The organism is Roseateles noduli (assembly GCF_050626985.1).
GTDB lineage: Bacteria > Pseudomonadota > Gammaproteobacteria > Burkholderiales > Burkholderiaceae_C > Roseateles > Roseateles noduli_A.
In genome coordinates, this window is the sequence record NZ_CP192463.1 from 2,118,817 (window position 1) to 2,137,971 (window position 19,155).

Below are 19,155 nucleotides of genomic sequence, written 5' to 3' on the forward strand. Positions count from 1 at the left end.
GTAAAAACCCGATGAAGACGTCCTGGGGCGTTGCCGCCCACAATCGGTGCATGGAGAAACAGTTGCAGACACCGCCGCGCAAGGCCAGTGCGGCCCGCATCCGGAAGCAGTCGCAGATCCTGGCCGAGGCCGAGCAGCAGTTCGCGCGCTTCGGCTTCGAGGGCGTCTCGCTCGACAGCATCGCCGCGGCGCTGTCGATCAGCCGGCAGAACATGCTGTACTACTACGCGAGCAAGGAGGAGCTGTACGGTGCCGTGCTCGACAGCGTGCTGGCGTCCTGGCTCGAGAGCATGGACACCTTGGCCAGGGAGCACGAGCCCGAGTCGGCGATCAGCGCCTACATTCGCGCCAAGCTGCGTTTCTCACGCGAGCGTCCGGGCGGCTCGGCGGTCTTCACGCGCGAAGTCATGGCCGGTGCGCCCCGCTACGCCGACAAGCTCGCCAAGAGCGTCGTGCCGCATCTGCGCGCGAATGTGCGCACCTTCGAGCGCTGGGCCAAGCAGGGCCTGGTGGCGCGCGTGGACTTCACGCACCTGATGTTCCTGATCTGGTCCTCGACCCAGGCGTATGCCGACCTGGGCCCCCAGTTCGCCGTGGTGATGGGCAAGCGGCAGTTGTCGGAGGGCGACCTCGATGCCGCCCATGCCTTGATCACGAGTGTGGTGATGAAGAGCCTGCGCGGCTGATTCAGCGCGTGCTGTCCGCCACGGAGTTCCGCCACGTCGTCGGCGACTTCCCCGTGACACGTTTGAATGCGTTGCTGAAGGCGCTCTCGGACGCATAACCGAGCGAGCGCGCCAGCACCGCCACCGGCGTGTCCTCCTCCCTCAGCGCGCGCTCCGCCAGTCGCATGCGCCAGTCGGCGAGGTAGCTCAGCGGGGCGACGCCCGCGATGTCCTTGAAGCGCACGGCGAAGGTCGTCCGCGACATCGCGCAGGCGCTCGCCAGTTCTTCGAGATGCCAGCTTCGCGCGGGGTCGCCATGCATCAGGCGCAAGGCCGGCGCAAGGCGCGGATCCGCCAGCGCGCGCAGCCACCCGGCGGGCATCGAGCCCGACGCCTCCAGATGCGCGCGCAGGATCTGGATGAACAGCAGCTGCGAGAGTTGCTCCGTCACCAGTTGCGCGCCGGGCAGCGGATGGGCCCGCTCCTCGACGAGCTGGTCCAGCACCCATCGGAACACCGTGGCCCGAGGCGAGGCCGCCCGGATGTGGATCCACGGCGGCAGGACGCCCTCGAGCAGGCGTCCGCTCGCCGGGTCGAGCAAGACATGACCCCCGAGGTGCGCGAAGTCCTCGCCGTCGCCCAAGGTGGCCGTCGAGCGGCCGGCGCCGGAGAAGAGTCCCATCGCATCGACGGGCTCGATGTCCAGGGCGCTCGCCAGCACCGACGCCCGCTTCGCCGCCAGCAGCCCCACGTCGCCGGTCTCGAAGAGGACCGCGTCGGGCTCGCCCTCGATGCGCACCCAGCAGCGGCCCTTCACGACGGCGAAGAACTTGATCTTGTCGGGCGCGGGGAAGCGGATCGCCCACTGGCCGCCGGCCCGGAAGCCGCCGGTGACCAGCGACTCGGCGCGCGTGAACTTGAGGATGTCGGAAAACGGATCAGCCTGCATTTCCGAACTATCACGCAAGTGATGCGTACGCTCAAGCATTCACAGTTCGGACGCCGACTCCTATCGTGCCGGTCTTCGGCCTCGGGGCAGCGGACGCCACCGCTCGTCGAGGCCACCTCCGTGGAAGACTTGAAGAGCATGAACGACATGAGCAACTCGAACGACCTCGACGGCCCTCCGGACCATCGGAACGATCCGAAGGACCCGCGCGGCGACCTCGTCCTGGTCACCGGCGGCACCGGCTTCATCGCCCAGCACTGCATCCTCGCGCTGCTCGCCGGTGGCTACCACGTGCGCACCACCCTGCGCACCGCGAAGCGCGAAGCCGAGGTCCGCGCCCACCTGCGCGTCGGTGGTGCCGATCCCGGCGATCGCCTGTCCTTCGTCGTCGCCGACCTGTCGGCCGACGCCGGCTGGAGCGAGGCCGTGGCGGGATGCCGCTACGTGCTGCACGGCGCCTCGCCGACGCCCTCGGGCACGTATGCGAGCGAAGAGGACTGGATCCGCCCCGCGGTGGACGGCAACCTGCGCGTGCTGCGCGCGGCGCGGGAGGCCGGCGTCCAGCGCGTCGTGCTGACCTCCGCCTTCGGCGCGATCTGCGCCGGCCACGGGCCGATGTCCCGCCCCTTCGACGAGACGGACTGGAGCGACCTCTCCGGCCAGGTCTGGCCGTATCAGAAGTCCAAGACGCTGGCTGAACGTGCCGCCTGGGACTTCATCGCGAAGGAAGGTCGCGGGCTCGAGCTCTCGGCGATCAATCCGGTCGCGGTGCTGGGACCGGCGCTGGGTCCCGACACCTCCCATTCCATCGGCCTCATCCAGCGGATGATGAACGGCCAGCCCGGCTGCCCCAAGATCAACACCGGCGTCGTCGACGTCCGCGACGTCGCCGACCTGCATCTGCGCGCGATGGTCGACCCGGCCGCGAACGGCGAGCGTTTCCTCGCCACCGCCGGCGACAGCCTGTGGATGGTCGACATCGCGAAGCTGCTCAAGCGGCGGCTCGGCGCCGACGCGCGCCGCGTGAAGACGCGGGTGCTGCCGAACTGGCTGGTGAAGCTGATCGGGCGCGGCACGCCCGCGGGGCGCAGCGTCGCCTGGCTGCTCGACCGGAACATGAACGCCTCGGGCAACAAGGCGCGACGCGTGCTGGGCTGGCGGCCGCGGTCGAACGAGGAGGCGATCGTGGCGACCGCCGAGAGCCTCATCCGATTGGGCATGTTGCGCGACGCGAAGTAGCGCGCGCAACACCCCGCGGAGCGCTCACTCGACGGTGATGCTCCGCTCCTTGATGAGCGTGGCCATGCGCTTGAGTTCGGCGTTGACGAACTTCTCCGACTCGGCCACGCCGCCGTGGAAGGCGTCGCCGCCGAGCTCGGCGATCCGCGCCTTCACCTCGGGCGAGGCCAGCGCCAGCTGCACGGCCTTGGACAGCCGGTCGACGACCGGCGCGGGCGTGCCGACCGGGGCGAACAGCCCGTTCCATTCGTACATCTCGAAGCCGGGCAGTCCTGCCTCGGCGCCGGTCGGCACGTCCGGCAATGCCGCGGAGCGCTTCTTCCCGCTGACCGCCAGCGGGCGCAGCTTGCCCTGTTTCACGTACTGCAGCGTCGAGGCCACGTTGCCGAAGAACACGGGGACCTGGCCGCCGATCACGTCGGTCAGCGCGGGTCCGCCGCCCTTGTACGGCACATGCATCATCTCGACCTTCGCCGACTGCTCGAACAGCACGCCGGCGATGTGCTGCGCCGAGCCGTTGCCCGACGAGGCGAAGGCCACCGCATCCGTCTTCGCCTTGGCCGCCGCCACCAGTTCGGCGGCGTTCTTCGCCGGGAACTGCGCGTTCACCAGCACGACGTTGGGGAACAGCGCCGTCACCGCGACCGTCTTGAAGGCCTTGCCCTGCTTGTAGGGCGAGTTGGGGAACAGCGTCGGCGTGACGGCATACGAGGACGCGTCGAACAGCAGCGTGTAGCCGTCGGCCGGCGCGCGCGCCACGGCGTCGGCGGCGATCTGGCCGCTGCCGCCCGGGCGGTTCTCGATGATGATGGTCTGCCCGAGCGCCTCGCCGACCTTGGGCGCGATCAGGCGCGCGATCAGGTCAGCGCCGCCGCCGGGCGGGTAGCTCACCATGAAGGTCACCGGCTTGGTCGGCCAGGCTTGCGCCGAGGCGCCGCCGGAGAAACTGGTCAGGGCGGCCAGGGCCAGCGCCGTCAGCACGGCATGGCGTCGTTGGATCATCATCGGTCTCCAGGGAAAAAGAGGAACCCGCGCTTCTCGGCGCAGGGGATCAGCGCGTCTCGGCGCTGTAGTGGAAGGCGGTGGCGTCGCCCCAGGTGGTGCGCAGCTCGATGCACTGGCCGCCGAGGTCGAAGGCCTTGCGATCGACGCGGATCCCGGGCGCGCCCTCGGGCAGGTCCAGCAGGGCCGCGGTCGCGGCGTCCAGATGACCGAAGGTCAGCTCGTCGGCGGCCCGCGCGACCGTCACGCCGCACAGGCGGGCCAGCATCGGATAGAGCAGGTCCTCCCACTCGCGGAGCGGGAGCTCGCGCAACGCGGCGAAGCGGGCGAGCGGCAGCAGGAGGTCCTCGGCGAGCACCGGCTTCGCGTCGAGCTGCCGCACCCGCTTCACGCGCAGCGCGGCGTCGCCGGTCTCCTGTCCGAGCGCCTGGGCCTCGGCCGCGCGCAGGCGCACGGTCTGGCAGCGCCGGACCTGCGCCGTGGGCGGACCGTCCGCCGGACCGCGGAACCGGAAGAAGCGCAGCAGCGATGGCCCGTTCAAGCCCTGCGTGACGAAGGTGCCCTTGCCGTGCACGCGCTGGATGATGCCCTCGGCCGCCAGCATGGCGACGGCCTGCCGGACCGTGCCGAGCGCCACGCCGAAGCGCTGCGCGAGCTCGGTCTCCGAAGGGATGGCCGCGCCCGCGGACCACTCGCCGCCGATGATGCGCTGGCGGAGGTCCTGCGCGAGCTGCGCATAGCGGCTGACGCCGGCGGTGGAGGCGAGCCCCCTGTCGGAGGTCCCCGATGGACCTGATGTGCTCGGTGTTCGCAAAGCTGCTTTCATGCAGTCCTCTATAGGACTAGAATTCGCTCATGATGCCGACGCCCCTCCCCGCCGTCAACCCCACCGGCCCGAGCGAGGCCGCCGCCACGCCGGGCTCGGGCGCGGTCACCGGCCAGCCCCTCTCGGGCGTGGTCGACGCGCACTTCCACGCGTTTGCGCTGACGACCACAGGCGCGCCGGGATCGCGCTATGTGCCGGACTACGCGGCGCCGATCGAGGCCTGGGACGCGACGGTCGCGCCGAACGGCATCACGCACGGCGTGCTGGTGCAGCCGAGCTTCCTCGGCACGGACAACAGCCACCTGCTTCAGCTGCTGGCCGAGCGGCCCGCGCAGCTCCGCGGCGTGGCCGTCGTCTCGCCCGGTTTCGCGGTCCACGAGCTCCGCCGCATGGACGCGCTGGGCGTGTGCGGCGTCCGTCTCAACCTGGTCGGCACCGACCACCGGATCGGCGAGGACCTGCATCCGCTGTTCGATCAGCTGGAGGCGCTGTCCTGGCATCTGCAGATCCACACGGACCACGGGCGTCTCGCGGAAGTGCTGCGTCAGCTTCCCGGGTCCTTGACGGTCGTCGTCGACCACTTCGGCAAGCCGGCGTCGCCGACCGAGTTCAGCGGCCTGGTCGCCGGGCAACATGACCGGCTCTACGTGAAGCTGAGCGCGCCCTACCGCCTCGCGGCCGGGTGCGAGGCCCAGGACCTGGCGACCCGCTGGCTGGACCGCGTGGGTCCGATGCGGCTGGTGTGGGGCAGCGACTGGCCGTGCACGGCCCATGAGCAGGCGCAGGCGACGTCCGCATCGCCGCGGTGGATCGCCGACTGGCTGGCCTCGGACACGATGAGCGAGGTCGTGCTCACCGACAACGCGCTGAGCCTGTACGGGTTCTGAGCGCCGCTTCGCGGCGGCCTCTCCGGGGGCTGACTGACCGCGATCGCGCCTCCAGCAGAGCGCTCTGAAAGCAGCGCCGAGGACCGGTCAGCCTGGCGCGTGGCAGACCGCCTCGATGTTGTGCCCCTCCGGATCGATCACGAAGGCGGCGTAGTAGTTCGCGTGGTACTTCGGACGCAGTCCGGGCGGGCCGTTGTCCTTGCCGCCGGCCGCCAACGCGGCGCGATGGAACGCGTCGACCTGCTCGCGGGTCTGGGCGACGAAGGCGATGTGGAGCTGCGCCGTCCGTTCCTCGGTCTGGAACAGGCACAGCGACGCGTCGTTGCTGCCGCAGATCTCGATGCCGTAGGTCGGTACGCCCTCCCCGCCGATCGTCACGCCGAGCGGCGCGAGCGCCTGCAGATAAAACGCCTTGCTGGCGGCATAGTCGCGGACGCCGAATTTGACGTGGTCGAACATGAGCTCTCCTGAAAGGGTGTGTCCATCATCGCGCCATCTGTCGGCGACTCATTGGCGACTCATTGGCGACCTATAGGCGATTCATCGGCGCCTCATCGGCGCCATTTCCGCGGCGCCTTCGCCAAGCTCCTTCCGCAGGCCATCAATAGCGCCGAATGAGCCATCCGGGCCATTCCCTGGGCCATCGAGTCGCGGTTACCCTCACCGCGAAATGTCATCAATTCGCAATATTTCTTCTGTAGGACTCGCCGGCGCCGATCCCGGCGTGCTGTCCTGGTGGCGCGCCCTTCGCGCGATCGCCGTGCTCAACGTCTGCCTGTGGCTGGCGGTGCTGCAATTCGCGCCGATCGACGGCTTCCAGGCTCACTTGCACCTGGCCCTGTCCGGCGTCTACGTGCTGGTCTGCGCCTACCGCTCGCTGTTTCCGCGGGTGGACCTCGAGCGACTGGTCGTCGTGGACACCCACCTCTCCAGCATCTTCCTGGGCCGCACCGCGGCCACGATCGCGGAGATCTGCTTCGCGTTCCAACTGGGGCTGCTGGTCCACCAGTTGGCCGGGCACGCCGGCATGCCGGCGGTCCAGAAGGCGGCGTGGGCGATCCCGCTGTTCATGGTGATCGCGCAAGGCTTCTGCTGGCACAGCGTGCTGACGCTGAACCACATCACGCAAGCGGTCGAGTCCTCGCTCTGGGCGGCGGGCTTCAGCTGGATGGCGATCCTGCTCGGCGTCATCGCGCTGAACAGCAGCGGCTGGGTCCACGCGGTGGCGCTGTTCGGGATCGTAGGCGCGATCGGCTTCGTCGCGTATGTGCTCAGCGTGGACGTGCCGATGTACTGCCGCCGCTACCGCGAGGGCCGCGCGCGCGGCCTCGTCTACATGCGCCTGGACGAAGGCGCGCGCGACGCCTGGCACCGCCGCGTCCCGAGCGGCAGTTGGGTCGCGTGGAAGGCCGATGCGCTGTGGCTCACGCCGTACTTCAGCTTCGGGGTGTGGGCGAGCATTGCGATGGTGTGCGTGCCGGGGGTGTGAGCTGCGGACTCATGGGGAGCCGGATCCCGGGTTCGCGATCTATTGGAGCAGCGATCCAAACTGCTCCTCGATTCGATTGCGCTCCGAGTCGAGAGCCGATTTCACCATCATCGAATACGGCTTACGCGCTCCGGTCAGCGGCTTCAGACCGTCCAGCAGACCCAACGCCTGGTCGATCAGAAACGTTCGCTGCGGGCCAGCCTCGGTGACGGCAGCCTGCTTCAACCACTCTTCCGCGCGGAGGACAGTTGTCATCACTTCACGAAGAAGGTCGGTCCGCAGTTCCACGAGTCCTTGGCGGTTGAGTCCGAACCTCCGATACGTTTCAAAGCCCTTGGGATCCCAGACTCCGTTTGACATGGCGATCGGCGCGACGAGGCTCAGGCCGCCCTCGATGACCCAGGTGAGATGCTTTTGGGGATCCACCTTTGTCGGGTCGATCAACTGGGGATCTTCCGCGTCCAGGCTGTCGCCGTCCTCGAACGCACGGGTGCCAGCGATCGGGAAGAAGTCATATTTTCCGAGCTTGAACAGCCCACCCTTTTCGGGCTGCGTATACGCCGGCTCGGCCGACAAGTGCTGTACTGCCAAGTACTCGGTCCCGTTGCAGTGAACGCAACTGGGAAGCAGGTTGTCCCAGTTCGCCGCAAGCCACCAGTAGCCAGGGTGAGCGGTTTCGCCGGCCACTCTGCTCTTGGGTCGGAAATGCTCGACCTGAATGGTGATCACCGCCTTGTAGCTCGACTCGCAATAAGCGCACTTCTTGTGGAAGAGCCTCTCCAAAGCCGCGACGACGTCGTCGGATTTGTAGGCGCTGAATGACGGCTTTCCGGCCTTCTTGGGCTTCTTGGATTTCTTCGCTTGTTGCTTCGGAGTTACCGGTGCCGGTGCCGCTACCGGCGCCGGCGCTTGCGCAAGCTTCGAAAGATGCTTCTGGACACGCTTGATCTCCTTTTGGCCTTTGCTCTCGGCGCCGTCCAGAGAGGATGGGCACTTTTCCGCGGATCTGTCGACGAACCTCAATTCTCCGGCCCTCCACCCTGTGCCCGGAGCCGCTGGAGTATCTCCGCGACGGCATCCTCCCTCACTTGCGCTCGATCCAGCTTCTTGGAATTCAGTTGCTCCACGATTCGGCGACGAAGCGCCTCGTTCACGACCTGATGCGCCGGCGTGTCACCAATCATGTCGAACGCCGCCAACTGCTCGGAGAAGCGGCGATCGTCCTCGCCGTCGTCCGCTGGCGCTGAGGCTCCTCTCAACGCGAGGTCGTCGAGTTCCCTGAACAGCTCCGGATCTGCGGTGCTGGCCAACCCGAAGAACTCGGAGGTCAGGAGCTGCTCCGCACGCATCGCGCGCACGTCCGGCAGCCCGATCAATTCCGCGATGTCGCCTTCTTCATCTCGAACCAGCACATGGACTTCGCCGTCGTACATGCCTCGGAGACAGAGCGGATCGTGGGTCGTGAAGATGAACTGGACGTTTGGCAATGCGCTGCGGAGTGCAGACATCACCTTCATCTTCCACCTGGGATGAAGATGGAGTTCTACCTCGTCGATCAGGACAACGCCGCGCGCATCCTCGAGGGTTCCCCATTCCAGAATCATTCGCCTGAAGATGTCCAGCACCATGGCGAACAGAGAGCGATAGCCGTCGCTCATCCGGTGGAGCGCCATTCGCTGTCCATGCGTGGACACGACGATGTTCCCGCTGGGATCCCGAGAGATCTCGTCGTCCGGCCCGAGGCTCAAGACTTCCCGCAGTGCTCGCGCCAGGGCCTGGAAAGCAGACTTGTCGATGCCGGCCAGCCATTGAGCCGAATGAGGGATCTGCAGATTCCGCCGAAACAGCGACCGGACGCTCACCTCCTTGCGAATCGATGCCGGCGCCGAGTCTTCGGCACCGAAGAAACGGTGTGCGCCATAGGCGAGCAGCATCGGCCCCGGGCCCGCATCCTGAGTCAGCACCCCATCGCGATCCACGCGAATCATGTTGACATCGCCAGTGTCCATACGAACCCGCACAACGGTCTCTAGTGTCGCCTCGTCTTCGTCGTCGCCGTCGGGCAGGGTCCGTACGAACAACCGGGGATCGATGCCCAGCCGCGTCCTCAAATCGGCCCCCATCAGCACCAGACACAAGGCTTGAAGAATCGAGCTCTTACCGGTGGCGTTCTCTCCGAGCAGTGCTGCCGAAGGTGCCCATCCGTGCGGGTTGGGTTGGGCCCCATCGAAGTCAATCGAGAGCTTGTCGATGCCCTTGAAATTCGTTATCTCGACCGAAGCGATCCCTGCTGCGCGCCTAGCCCTTGTCGAGCGTCCCTCCTGCACCTTCCCGGCCATAGGTGTCGTGGAGTCCTCGGTAGTGAGCCGCCGGCAATACTCGGCCCACGCCTGGTCTCCTTGCCGCGACAGCTCCCAAAGCCGCCTTCGCAAGACGGAAGCCGGGACAGTGTCCGCGCCACGCCGGTCGCTGACTCGACGCAAGGCGCCATCCAGCCAAAGAGATTTGGCGCCAGCAAATTCGTCGCTGTCTTCAAGAAAATTGGTGAGCAGATCGTCAAAGACCTGAAAGGTTTTCGCGGGCTTCACGCTCAGCGCGGATGAAACCTCGGCGAAGGCCCGTCTGCGCTCCTTGAGCAGATCCTCCCGATTGAGCGCCAGCGTGTTGATCGTGGCCTTTCCTTTCAATGACAGGGCGATACACGTTCCGTCGTGCTCGAAGGCAAGGTGCTCCCCCACCGGGTCCTTGCAGGGATCCATCAGCAACGGCAATTCAAGTCGGTCAGCATTCGCCAGCGACGTGAAGGGCTCCACGCGGGCTTGCTCGGTTGGAAAATGATTCGATTTCGAACGCGAGCACTGCTGACAGGCTGGAAGCAGGTTCTCCCACTCGTAGGCATACCAGGCGTAGTGATCCGGGCTGGGGACCCGAATATGGCCTGTCGCATTCGCGGTCGGTCGATGATGGATCGCGACATCGATTTGTTTGATAGCGAGGCGACTCTCGCAGTAGGCGCATTTGCTGAGAAAGAGTTCCCTCAAACGTAATTGCACTTCCTGGTCCCGCCACAGATCAGGCTGAAGCGGTGCCCTGCGGGTTTGCCTGCGATCTTCGGAAAGCCGGTAGTGGGTCCGCAGGGCGTGCATGGCGCCCTCGATCGATGAATCACCCAGGATCCTGGGTTTGCTGACCGCGTCTCGCTTGACGTTCCTCATGTCGATAAGTTCCTCAATTCCCGGGCCATCTCAGATCGAGCTGGATCTTCCCCGCGCACCGCGCCGATTCGGCGAACTGCCCGGTCTGCTCGCCGCGACACGCCCACACCAGCTGCCGCCTCTCGTTGAAGAACTGATCCCATTCCCAGGAGTAGTCCGTCATTGCGTACGGCTGCACGGAGGGTCGCGTGTAGTTGGGCTGGGCATAGGTGGCGCCACCACCGCCACCGTTCCTCGAAGACGCCACCGCCGCGACGGCCACGACCGTCAAAGCCGCGATGACGCCCAAGGCGATCTTCTTGCGCTTGTCCGCGGCCAACGCCTCGCATCGCGCCTCGCCGAGCTGGCGTCGATCAAGCTCCGCGGTGACCGTTCCGATGAAGTCCTCGTCCCCGGTCTTGCGGGCATCCGCCGAGGCCTCGCAGACCTGAGGGTCGCTGAATCGCAGCCGCTTCTGCTCGAATTTCGCCGGACTCATCGCGCAGCCCGACAGCACCAGCGCCATTGACACGAACGCGACGATGCATCGCGCGCTCAGCACTCGTTCTCCCATGACCCCTCTCCTGTTCTTGAACGTCTGTCGCCGGTCTGTGCGCCGGGCTTGCTGTTCTTGGTCAGGAGTGTCGCCGGTCAACAGGCTCGCACAGATAAGGACTATTCCGAAGCGACCTCTCGACTTGCGCGTCGAATAGACTCCGCCGCATTGCAACCGATCGACACGCGCGCCAATGTCCTGGGTTCACGGAGACTGGATTGAAGACGACGACGAGGCCGACTCCGAGGCCGGAGCCTGGGCTTTCGAGCCCTACGTGCGGCAGCTCTTCAAGCGCGCAGGCTGGCAGCCGTTGCCACGGCCCGCACCCGTCGCCGCCGGCGATGCCATGGCCTATGCGACGTCCCTCCTCGAAGAATTCGGGGGCTTGATCGTTGGCGAAGCCGCCCCGGACTCCGATCGCGCCGAGGCCAACATCCGCTTGCTGCGCGCACCCGAGCCCGTTCGCGAACACTGGATTGCCTGCTGGCCGCGGCTCGGCACTGCCGCGTGGATTGCAGTGGCGCTCGACACCTACGTCGACGTGCTCGTTGACGCGAAGGGCGATTTCCTGGTCATCGCCGAGATCGACGAGCGCCTGTACAACTTCGGCAGCGATTTCGTGCGGTTGGCAGAGACCCTGCTTCGCGGCCTGGACTGGCCGTTGGACGTCGAGGACGCCCCATGACCCAGGCAGCGCCCATCCAACCTCGCACCGAATCCGACGTCCGCATCGACCTCGCCGCCGCCTATCGCCTGGCCGCGCTGGCGGGTTGGGACGACACGATCTACACGCACCTGTCCGCCGCCGTTCCCGGCGAGCCCGGCGTCTACCTGCTGAATGAATTCGGCCTCGGCTTCGACGAGGTCTGCGCCTCCAGCCTGGTGAAGGTCGACGTGCGCGGCCGCGTCGTCGACGGCACCGGCCGGCGCGTCAATCCGAGCGGCTTCGCGATCCACGGCGCCGTGCACGCCGCACGCCCCGACGTCGAATGCGTGATCCACCTGCACGCACCCTGGGGCGTCGCACTGGCCATGCTTCCGGGCGGACTGCAGCCGACCTCGCAATGGGCGATGCGCCTGCACGGCCGGCTCGGCCGCCACGCTTACGAAGGACTGGCGCTGGGCGCCGATGAACAAACCCGCCTCGTCGCCAATCTCGGCGCGCTCGACGGTCTGATCCTCGAGAACCACGGCACGCTGACCGTCGGCCGCTCGGTGGCCGAGGCCTACCTGCTGATGCACATCCTCGAGCGCGCCGCGCAGGCCCAACTGCGCGCGATGGCCGCAGCGGCCGCGACCGGCGGCCGCGTGCTGCAGGTCAGCGACGAACTTGCAAGGCTCACCCACCACCAATGGATCGGCGACGGCACCGAACGCGACGGCGACGCCGAATGGCCCGCGCTGCTGCGCCGCGTGGCCCGGCTGTCGCCCGGCTTCCGGCACTGAATCCCCCACACTCCCAGGAGAACACCCATGCCCACCCTCCGCGTCGAACTCTTCGAAGGCCGCACCCCGCAGCAGAAGGCCGATCTGGCCAGGGAACTCACCGAGGCCTGCGTCCGCGTGCTGGGCGGCAGCGCCGACGGCGTCGACGTCGTGTTCTTCGATGTGAAGCGTCAGGACTGGGCCACGGGCGGCGTGTTGTGGAGCGAGAAGGGGAAGTGAGCGATCAAGGCCCCGGTACTTCCACCGCCGCTGGCCCTCACCCCCACCCTCTCCCGCAAGCGGGAGAGGGAGTCATCCCCGCTCTTCCGCAAGCGGGAGAGGGCGTCATCACGTTCGTCACTCCGGCTCGATGCCCGCCGCCTTGATGATCAGCCCCCACTTGCGGGTCTCCGCCTCCTGGAATACGCGCAGCTCGTCCGGCGTGCTGGCCCAGGCGTCCACGCCGGCGCCATCGAAGAAGGTCTTCGCCGGCACGCTGCGCAGCGCGGCGATCAGCAGTTCGCGCAGACGCTGCACCACCGGCGTCGGCGTCGCCGCCGGCACGTAGGCCGCGAACCAGTAGCTCATGTCGTAGCCCTTGACGCCGGCTTCGTCGATCGTCGGCACCTCCGGCAGCAGCGGCGAGCGCTTGGTCATCGAGAAGCCCAGCGCCCTCACCTTCCCTCCCTTGATCTGCGGCAGCCCGGTCGCCGTGTCGGTGATCATGAAGTCGACCTGCCCGCCGATCAGGTCGGTCAGCGCCGGCGGATTGCTCTTGTACGGCACGTGCAGCAGCTGCGTGTGCGAGAGCTGCTGGAACTGCTCGCCCGCGACGCGGCTCGACGCGCTCCCGCTGCCGAAACTCACCTTGCCCGGCTCGCGCTTCGCGTGCGCGATCACGTCCGCCACGGACTTGTACGGGCCGTCGGCCTTGACCACCATCACCTGGCCGCCCTTGCCCAGACCGGTCACCGGCGCGAAGTCCTTCACCGGGTCGTAGGGCAGCTTGCGGTACAGATGCGGATTGGCGGCCTGCGTCGTGTTGGTCGTGATCAGCACCGTGTAGCCGTCCGGCGCGGCGCGCGCGCCCTGCTGCGCCGCGAGCATGCCGCTGGCGCCCGCCTTGTTGTCGACGACGACCGCCAGCTTCGTCTGCTCCGTGACCGACTGCCCCAGCGCCCGCGCCAGTTGATCCGTCGCGCTCGCCGGCGCGAAGGGGACCACGAAGGTGATCGGCCGGCTCGGATAGCCGCCCGCGCCCGATGCCTGCGTGGGGACCTGGGCCTGGGCCTGCGCGTGACCCGGCACGGCCACCAAGCATGCCGCGGCGCACGCGGCAGTCATCAGGGCCTGTCTTCGGCTGATCGGCGTCGGAAAAGTCATGGCGTCATCTCCATCATGTCGTTGTGATTCAGGACCGGTCGCCGGAGCAGCGGCAGCAAAGACTCCGGCACCTCCAGGGGCATCGCCAGCACGACGAAGGCCAGCGCCTTGCCATGACTGTCGAGATTCAGCGCATCGTTGACACCGCCGTCGAGGATGTCGTCCAGCACGAAGTTCATCGCGTGCAGATGCGGCAGCAGGTAGCGCGTCACGCGGCTCGGCCGCCGGGACGCGAACCTGAGGGCGACAGCCGCCTCGGTGAGTTGCTCCACCAGCAGCGGATACAGCGCCGGATGCCACGCGATCACGCTGATGTTGGAGCGGTTGCCCTTGTCGCCGGTGCGGCCGTGGGCGGCGAGTCGGAGTTCGACCGTGTGGGTCGTCGACGCGAAGGTGGTGGGAAACGTCACCGGCATGCGCGTCGCCAGGCGCGGGCGCTCCACGGTGCATGGGGGATCCCTCCGGGACCCCCAGGCACCATTCCGGCCCCAGCCGCCCTCGCTGCCTTCCAATGACAGCGTGACCGTGGGCGTCGCTCGCTCTCGTGGGAACAGGCAGGAACTCAGACCCAGGCGCTGACGCAGATTCGTCCTCACGCCGCCACCGCCCGCGGGACCGCAGGTGTACAGCGCCGTGACCTCGCGCGTCAGGCGCTCGGCGGTGGCGCGCTCCGCGTGATTCGCCGCGATGCGCAGCCGCACGTCGCGCGCGTCGCCGATGTCCAGGCCAGCCCACGCCTCGCCGCGGTCGTCGCCCAGCACGCTCGTCACGCCGATCAGATCGACCCGCAGCGGGCCTTGCCGTTCCCACGCCTTCAGCCGGGCGCGGAGCACGGTCGCGGCCAGCTGTGCCCGCGCTTCCGCCCCCGGGCCGGCGTAGGAGATCTCGCCCTCCGCCAGCCAGCCGTTGGCGAAGAACACATTCGCCTTCAGCGCCTCGGGCCGCGCGTGACCCCGCACGCCCGACAACCGCACCGCGTCCAGGCCGACCCCCTGCACCTGCGCCTCGCCGATGTCCGCGACGACGTCCGGCGTCAGGTAGGCCGCGGGGTCGTGCAGCTCGTACAGCAGTTGCTCCTTGACGGTGTGCTCGTCGACGCAGCCGCCCGTGCCGTCGGCCTTGAACACCGTGCAACTGCCGTCGGCGTGGATCCGGGCGATGGGAAAACCCACGTTCGGCAGGTCCGGCACTTCCTTGAATCCGGGGTCCGCGTAGTAGCCGCCGCAGACCTGGGCGCCGCACTCCAGCAGATGACCGGCCATCGTCGCGCCGGCCAGCCGGTCCCAGTCGTAGGGCGCCCAGCCGAAGTACGCGAGCGCCGGACCGACCGTCAACGACGGGTCCGCCACGCGGCCCGTGACGACGACATCCGCGCCCAGCCGCAGCGCCTGCGCGATCCCTTCCGCGCCGAGGTAGACATTGGCGCAGGCGATGGTGTCCTCGGCGATCGCATGGCCCTCGCGCGCCAAGGTCTGCGTCAGCAGCGCACGTTGCTCGGGCGATTCCAGCGCGTCGCCGCCGACGACGGCAACGACCGGCGCCCGCAGGCCGAGTTCGGCCGCCAGTGCCTGCACGCGGCGCGCGGCGGCGGGCGGATTCGCCGCGCCGAAATTGCCCACGATGGGGATGCGATGGGCGAGGCAGTCCGCGAGGACCGGCAGCAGCATTTCGTCGAGCAACGGCTCGAAGCCCGCCTCGGGATCCCGCTGCCGCGTGAGCTGCGCCAGCGCGAGCGTGCGCTCGGCCAGCGTCTCGAAGATCAGCACCGCCGGGCCGCCGAGGCGGATCAGCGTATTGACGACCGGACGCGCCGCGTCGGTGCGATCGCCGGAGAAGCCGGCGGCGCAGCCGACGAGCAAGGAGGTGGACAGGGATGCTGAAGCGGGCGCTGCGACGGATTCCATGCCGTCCACTGTAGAGTTGGCCCGCCCATAGGAGAATTCGATTGTTTGGATCAACTGATCGGGGAAGCGAATGAGTCCGTCATCGACCGTTTCGACCTATCGATCCGCGGTGGCCAACCTGTCGGCCAGGCAGCTCGCCGCCTTCGTGGCCTTGGCGGAGCTGCGCAGCTTCACCCGTGCCGCCGCGCAGTGCCACCTGTCGCAGCCGGCCTTCAGTGCGCTGATCCGGTCGCTGGAGGACAGCCTGGGCGCCCGCCTCTTCGACCGGACGACCCGCGCGGTCGAACCCACCGTCGAAGGGGCGCTGTTCCTGGATCCGGCGCGGCGCCTGCTGCAGGACATGCGACTCGCCACCGACGACGTGCGCGACCACGTCGCGCGCCGCCGCGGCCGCGTGGCGTTGGCTGCGTTGCCCGCGCTCGTGGCGGGCTGGCTGCCGCCGTACCTCGCGGCCTTCCGCAAGGAGTACCCGGGCATCGAGCTCAATCTCGCGGACGTGCTGTCGGAAAGCTGCGTGGAGCGCGTGCGCACGGGCCGCGCCGACCTGGCGCTGGCCGCCGTGCGCGCCACCGCGCCGGAGCTGTCGGTCGAGCCCTTCCTGTCCGACGATTTCTACCTGGTCTGCCGGCGGGACCACCCGATGGCGCGCCGCCGCCGACCCCGGCTGGAGGAGTGCGCGAACCATGCGGTGATCGGCCTGGCGCGCCACAGCAGCGTGCGCCAGGCGCTGGACGCCGCGCGGCCCAGCAGCATCCGGCAGGCCTTGGACGCCGCGATGCCCTTCCAGCCCCTGCAGCCGGTGCTGGAGTTCGAGCAGCTCAGCTCGGTGGCCGGCATGGTGGTCGCAGGCCACGGCGTGACGCTGGTGCCGGCGTTGACGCTGTTCCACTTCAACCACCCGGACCTGATCGCGCGACCGATCGCCGACGAGGGCCTGCAGCGCCACATCTACCTGATCTGCCGGCGCGATCGCGCGCTGTCGGCTTCGGCGCAGGCGATGGCGGAGTCGCTGTGGCGCTGGGCCGCCGAAGGGCCGAAGCGGCCCGGCGTGATGGTGCGATGTTCGCCCAGCAAGGGATCGTGAACGTCTTCACGCCGACCTGCCGAGTAGGGCAACGCCTGACACCCGCAGAGGCATCCACGGTGCAGACATCGTGGCGGAGCGGTGCCAATATGCGCGAAGGACACCGCCATGAAAATTCTGCTCGCCGATCCTTCCGCCGCCTTCCGCAAGACGCTCTACGAGCGCCTGCGGGAAGTGCCCACCGCGACCGTGGTGGGTCAAGCCTCCGATGAAGACCAGGCCGTCCTCCTGGCGGCGCTCTGCGCGCCCGACCTGGTGCTGACGGAACTGGACCTCGGACGCGGCTGCGGCTTCGCGCTGATGGAGCGGCTGCGCGCCGCGGGGTACGAGGGCATCGCCTACATGCTCACCTCGGCCGACGAGGCGGAATACGGCCCCCGATGCGTGGACGCCGGCATCACCGGCTTCTACGACAAGACCTACGACATGGAGCGCCTGCTCCAGGCGGTGAGCGTGCTGGCGCAGGCACCCGTGAACTTCGGCCAATCGCGGATCAGGGCCAGCGCCGTCTGACTCAACCGCGCAAGCCCTTCCAACAGGGAGCGGCGGCCCCGGACCAACATCTTTGAGTCACTACTGTATAAAAATACAGTATCATCGAGCCATCCAACTCCCGGAGTACCGGCATGCTGCTCGACCTCAACAACGCGGCTTCGATCGTGGAATGGTGGTGCATCTTCCCTGAACGTCACGGCCCCTTGCTGGCCGACTGGGAGCGCCGCCGGCCCGAGCACGCGGCGGAGATCGGCCGCGCCAGACGCCTGATCAAGGCGGACCCCGCGCGTCGCGCCCTGCTCGCCCGGTCGCAGGCGGAAGAACGCCAGGCAAGACCTGCCCCCGAGTACCGGCCGTCGTTCGACGAGATGGCCGCCGGGGAACTGCGCGACGAGGACAGCGTGAGCGTCGCGGCGGCCTGAACTGCGGCACTGCCACCGCCGCTAGCCCTCACCCCTACCCTCTCCCGCAAGCGGGAGAGGGAGCAAGCAGCGCTTGGCACCGTTGTTCTCCCGCAAGCGGGAGAGGGAATAGGAGGAGTCTGAATGGCTCCCTGTCCCGCAAGCGGGTGAGGGTTGGGGTCGTGGCCGACTCAACGCCGTCAGCCCTTCGTCAACACCATCCGCAGCCCCGGGTCCTCGGGCTGCGCGGACAGCGTCCACCCATGCGCCTCGGCGATCTCCTGGCAGATCGCCAGGCCGAGCCCGGCGCCGTGGTCGCGACGATGCGCACCGCGCCAGAAGCGCGCGAACATCCTCGACAGCTGGAGCGGGGTCACGCCCGGCCCGCGATCGCGGACCGACAGCCGGTCGGCCTCGATCTCCACGCTCACCAGACTGCCGGCCGGCGCATGCTGGATGGCGTTCTCCAGCAGGTTCTTGAGCAGCGTGAACAGCGCAGCCCGGTCCGCGTCCCACATCACCGGCGCTTGCGGCCTTTTCGGCTGTTCCAGCTCTCCCGGCTGTTCCAGCTGTTCCAGCTTTCCCGGCTCGCGCCGCCTGTCCGGCTGGCCTGAATCTTCCGCCTCGTCCGCGGCGCCGACCACGACATCGAGCACCACCCTTCGCGCGGTCGACATCCGGGCGAGGTAGTCCACGGCTTCGCGCGCCGCGCCGCCCACGTCGGTGGGCGCGAAGACGTAGTTCTGCGTCTCGCTCGCCTCGGCCAGCAGCAGCAGTTGCTGCACCTGCCGCGTCATGTGCTCGACGTCCTGCAGCAGCATGTCCGGCCCCTGGCCCGCGGCCATGAGCTCCACCTGCGCGCGGATCAGCGCCAGCGGGGTCTTGAGCTCATGCGCCGCCGTGCCGAGGAACTCCTGCTGCACGCGATAACCGCGCTCCAGGCGCTCGAGCGCGCGGTTGAAGCTCTCGACCAGCGGGACGATCTCCGTCGGCACGCGGTCGACCTGCAGGCGCCCGTGCACCGAGCGCGGCGAGATCGCCGCCGCCGAGGCCGAGACCTCGTGCAGCGGCTGGAGCACGCGCCGCAGCATCACGTAGGCGCAGAGGCCGAAGACCAGCAGCAGCGTCGAGCCGAACAGCAGCATCCCGATGCCCATGAAGGGCAGCGCGAAGTCCAGGTGGAAGAGTTCGAAGAGCCGCGCGCTGCCGGCCAGCTGCAGGTACCAGGAGCGGCCATGGCGCACGACGACCTCGGTGGCGCCGCGCATCGGCTGGCCGGCGTACTCGAAGGCGAAGCTGCCCTGCTTGAGCTGCCGCGCGCCGGGGCCGCTCGCGATCCAGAAGGCCTCCGGCGTCGACGACGCCAGCACCACGCGACCCGACGCATCCAGCAGCCGGTACGCCAGGTCGTCCTTCAGCACGCCGAACATCCAGTCGCGCTGCCGCTCTTGCTGGTTGAAGCCGACCGGGACGCCGGACGCGTCGAACTCCAGCTTCTCGGCGAGTTCCTCGGCGAACTCGGCGATGTTCTCGTCGAAGTAGAGCGGGCCGCGCAGGCTCGTCAGCCCTTTGAAGACGAGTGCGAGCGTCGCGACGGTGAGCACCACCCCGGCGACGTACGCGACCATCACCTTGAAGGCGAGGCTCCTCATCCAT

Annotated in this window: 20 protein-coding genes and 1 pseudogene; 10 read left to right on the top strand and 11 right to left on the bottom strand. The window is 68.1% G+C overall.

Annotated features, from left to right (window positions below):
* Positions 1–50: 50 nt before the first annotated feature.
* Positions 51–686, top strand: coding sequence for a TetR/AcrR family transcriptional regulator (locus ACQ4L4_RS09130; RefSeq protein ID WP_431103924.1), 636 nt, complete (start codon positions 51–53; stop codon positions 684–686).
* A gap of 1 nt (position 687) precedes the next feature.
* On the opposite strand, the gene ACQ4L4_RS09135 is transcribed toward ACQ4L4_RS09130, so the two are convergent.
* Positions 688–1,614 carry an AraC family transcriptional regulator gene (locus tag ACQ4L4_RS09135; protein ID WP_431103925.1) on the bottom strand — a complete coding sequence of 309 codons (927 nt, stop codon included), beginning with the start codon at positions 1,612–1,614 and terminating at the stop codon, positions 688–690.
* 147 nt (positions 1,615–1,761) lie between these two features.
* Here ACQ4L4_RS09135 and ACQ4L4_RS09140 point away from each other — a divergent pair, with 147 nt between their 5' ends.
* Positions 1,762–2,853: an SDR family oxidoreductase gene (locus ACQ4L4_RS09140; protein ID WP_431103926.1), complete on the top strand. Its 1,092-nt coding sequence runs from the start codon at positions 1,762–1,764 to the stop codon at positions 2,851–2,853.
* Between the two features lie 24 nt (positions 2,854–2,877).
* Here ACQ4L4_RS09140 and ACQ4L4_RS09145 read toward each other — a convergent pair whose 3' ends face one another.
* Positions 2,878–3,855 (bottom strand): tripartite tricarboxylate transporter substrate binding protein, encoded by a 978-nt coding sequence (locus ACQ4L4_RS09145; protein WP_431103927.1) that lies wholly within the window; start codon positions 3,853–3,855, stop codon positions 2,878–2,880.
* Positions 3,856–3,904: 49 nt separating this feature from the next.
* Entirely contained in the window at positions 3,905–4,681 is a 777-nt protein-coding gene (locus ACQ4L4_RS09150) for a GntR family transcriptional regulator (protein WP_431103928.1), read from the bottom strand.
* Positions 4,682–4,710: 29 nt separating this feature from the next.
* Here ACQ4L4_RS09150 and ACQ4L4_RS09155 point away from each other — a divergent pair, with 29 nt between their 5' ends.
* Positions 4,711–5,568 carry an amidohydrolase family protein gene (locus ACQ4L4_RS09155; RefSeq protein ID WP_431103929.1) on the top strand — a complete coding sequence of 286 codons (858 nt, stop codon included), beginning with the start codon at positions 4,711–4,713 and terminating at the stop codon, positions 5,566–5,568.
* An 87-nt stretch (positions 5,569–5,655) separates the two neighbouring features.
* Here the strand turns inward: ACQ4L4_RS09155 and ACQ4L4_RS09160 are convergent, their stop codons facing one another.
* Positions 5,656–6,027 (bottom strand): VOC family protein, encoded by a 372-nt coding sequence (locus ACQ4L4_RS09160; RefSeq protein WP_431103930.1) that lies wholly within the window; start codon positions 6,025–6,027, stop codon positions 5,656–5,658.
* 265 nt (positions 6,028–6,292) lie between these two features.
* Here ACQ4L4_RS09160 and ACQ4L4_RS09165 point away from each other — a divergent pair, with 265 nt between their 5' ends.
* Positions 6,293–7,057, top strand: a complete 765-nt coding sequence (locus ACQ4L4_RS09165) for a hypothetical protein (protein WP_431103931.1) — start codon at positions 6,293–6,295, stop codon at positions 7,055–7,057.
* A 39-nt stretch (positions 7,058–7,096) separates the two neighbouring features.
* On the opposite strand, the gene ACQ4L4_RS09170 is transcribed toward ACQ4L4_RS09165, so the two are convergent.
* From ACQ4L4_RS09170 to ACQ4L4_RS09180, 3 genes are read right to left on the bottom strand one after another with little or no spacing between them, the layout of a single operon-like run.
* Entirely contained in the window at positions 7,097–8,080 is a 984-nt protein-coding gene (locus ACQ4L4_RS09170) for a hypothetical protein (RefSeq protein ID WP_431103932.1), read from the bottom strand.
* Positions 8,077–10,272 carry an AAA family ATPase gene (locus ACQ4L4_RS09175; protein ID WP_431103933.1) on the bottom strand — a complete coding sequence of 732 codons (2,196 nt, stop codon included), beginning with the start codon at positions 10,270–10,272 and terminating at the stop codon, positions 8,077–8,079. The genes ACQ4L4_RS09170 and ACQ4L4_RS09175 overlap by 4 nt, the downstream gene beginning before the upstream one ends.
* Before the next feature lie 13 nt (positions 10,273–10,285).
* Positions 10,286–10,825 carry a hypothetical protein gene (locus ACQ4L4_RS09180; RefSeq protein WP_431103934.1) on the bottom strand — a complete coding sequence of 180 codons (540 nt, stop codon included), beginning with the start codon at positions 10,823–10,825 and terminating at the stop codon, positions 10,286–10,288.
* Positions 10,826–11,000: 175 nt separating this feature from the next.
* Here ACQ4L4_RS09180 and ACQ4L4_RS09185 point away from each other — a divergent pair, with 175 nt between their 5' ends.
* The 3 genes from ACQ4L4_RS09185 to ACQ4L4_RS09195 are packed head-to-tail and all read left to right on the top strand — an operon-like array spanning position 11,001 to position 12,472.
* Positions 11,001–11,492 (top strand): hypothetical protein, encoded by a 492-nt coding sequence (locus tag ACQ4L4_RS09185; RefSeq protein ID WP_431103935.1) that lies wholly within the window; start codon positions 11,001–11,003, stop codon positions 11,490–11,492.
* Positions 11,489–12,253 (top strand): class II aldolase/adducin family protein, encoded by a 765-nt coding sequence (locus ACQ4L4_RS09190; RefSeq protein WP_431103936.1) that lies wholly within the window; start codon positions 11,489–11,491, stop codon positions 12,251–12,253. The genes ACQ4L4_RS09185 and ACQ4L4_RS09190 overlap by 4 nt, the downstream gene beginning before the upstream one ends.
* A 27-nt stretch (positions 12,254–12,280) precedes the next feature.
* Complete coding sequence (locus ACQ4L4_RS09195; protein WP_431103937.1) at positions 12,281–12,472, top strand: 4-oxalocrotonate tautomerase; 192 nt, start codon at positions 12,281–12,283, stop codon at positions 12,470–12,472.
* Between the two features lie 117 nt (positions 12,473–12,589).
* On the opposite strand, the gene ACQ4L4_RS09200 is transcribed toward ACQ4L4_RS09195, so the two are convergent.
* From ACQ4L4_RS09200 to ACQ4L4_RS09210, 3 genes and pseudogenes are all read right to left on the bottom strand, one after another.
* On the bottom strand, positions 12,590–13,615 hold the full coding sequence (locus ACQ4L4_RS09200) for a Bug family tripartite tricarboxylate transporter substrate binding protein (RefSeq protein ID WP_431103938.1): 1,026 nt from the start codon (positions 13,613–13,615) through the stop codon (positions 12,590–12,592).
* The gene (locus tag ACQ4L4_RS09205; protein WP_431104905.1) at positions 13,612–14,031 is read right to left on the bottom strand and encodes an AtuA-related protein; all 420 of its coding nucleotides are present in this window, start codon (positions 14,029–14,031) and stop codon (positions 13,612–13,614) included. The genes ACQ4L4_RS09200 and ACQ4L4_RS09205 overlap by 4 nt, the downstream gene beginning before the upstream one ends.
* Positions 14,032–14,139: 108 nt before the next feature.
* Positions 14,140–15,519 (bottom strand): annotated as a pseudogene (locus tag ACQ4L4_RS09210) (acyclic terpene utilization AtuA family protein); the annotation flags it as partial.
* Between the two features lie 70 nt (positions 15,520–15,589).
* Between ACQ4L4_RS09210 and ACQ4L4_RS09215 the strand changes: the two are divergent.
* From ACQ4L4_RS09215 to ACQ4L4_RS09225, 3 genes are all read left to right on the top strand, one after another.
* Positions 15,590–16,603, top strand: coding sequence for a LysR family transcriptional regulator (locus ACQ4L4_RS09215; RefSeq protein ID WP_431103939.1), 1,014 nt, complete (start codon positions 15,590–15,592; stop codon positions 16,601–16,603).
* A 108-nt stretch (positions 16,604–16,711) separates the two neighbouring features.
* The gene (locus ACQ4L4_RS09220; RefSeq protein WP_431103940.1) at positions 16,712–17,116 is read left to right on the top strand and encodes a response regulator; all 405 of its coding nucleotides are present in this window, start codon (positions 16,712–16,714) and stop codon (positions 17,114–17,116) included.
* Positions 17,117–17,229: 113 nt separating this feature from the next.
* The gene (locus tag ACQ4L4_RS09225) at positions 17,230–17,520 is read left to right on the top strand and encodes a hypothetical protein (RefSeq protein ID WP_431103941.1); all 291 of its coding nucleotides are present in this window, start codon (positions 17,230–17,232) and stop codon (positions 17,518–17,520) included.
* A gap of 179 nt (positions 17,521–17,699) precedes the next feature.
* Here the strand turns inward: ACQ4L4_RS09225 and ACQ4L4_RS09230 are convergent, their stop codons facing one another.
* Positions 17,700–19,151, bottom strand: a complete 1,452-nt coding sequence (locus ACQ4L4_RS09230; protein ID WP_431103942.1) for a HAMP domain-containing sensor histidine kinase — start codon at positions 19,149–19,151, stop codon at positions 17,700–17,702.
* Positions 19,152–19,155 lie beyond the last annotated feature (4 nt).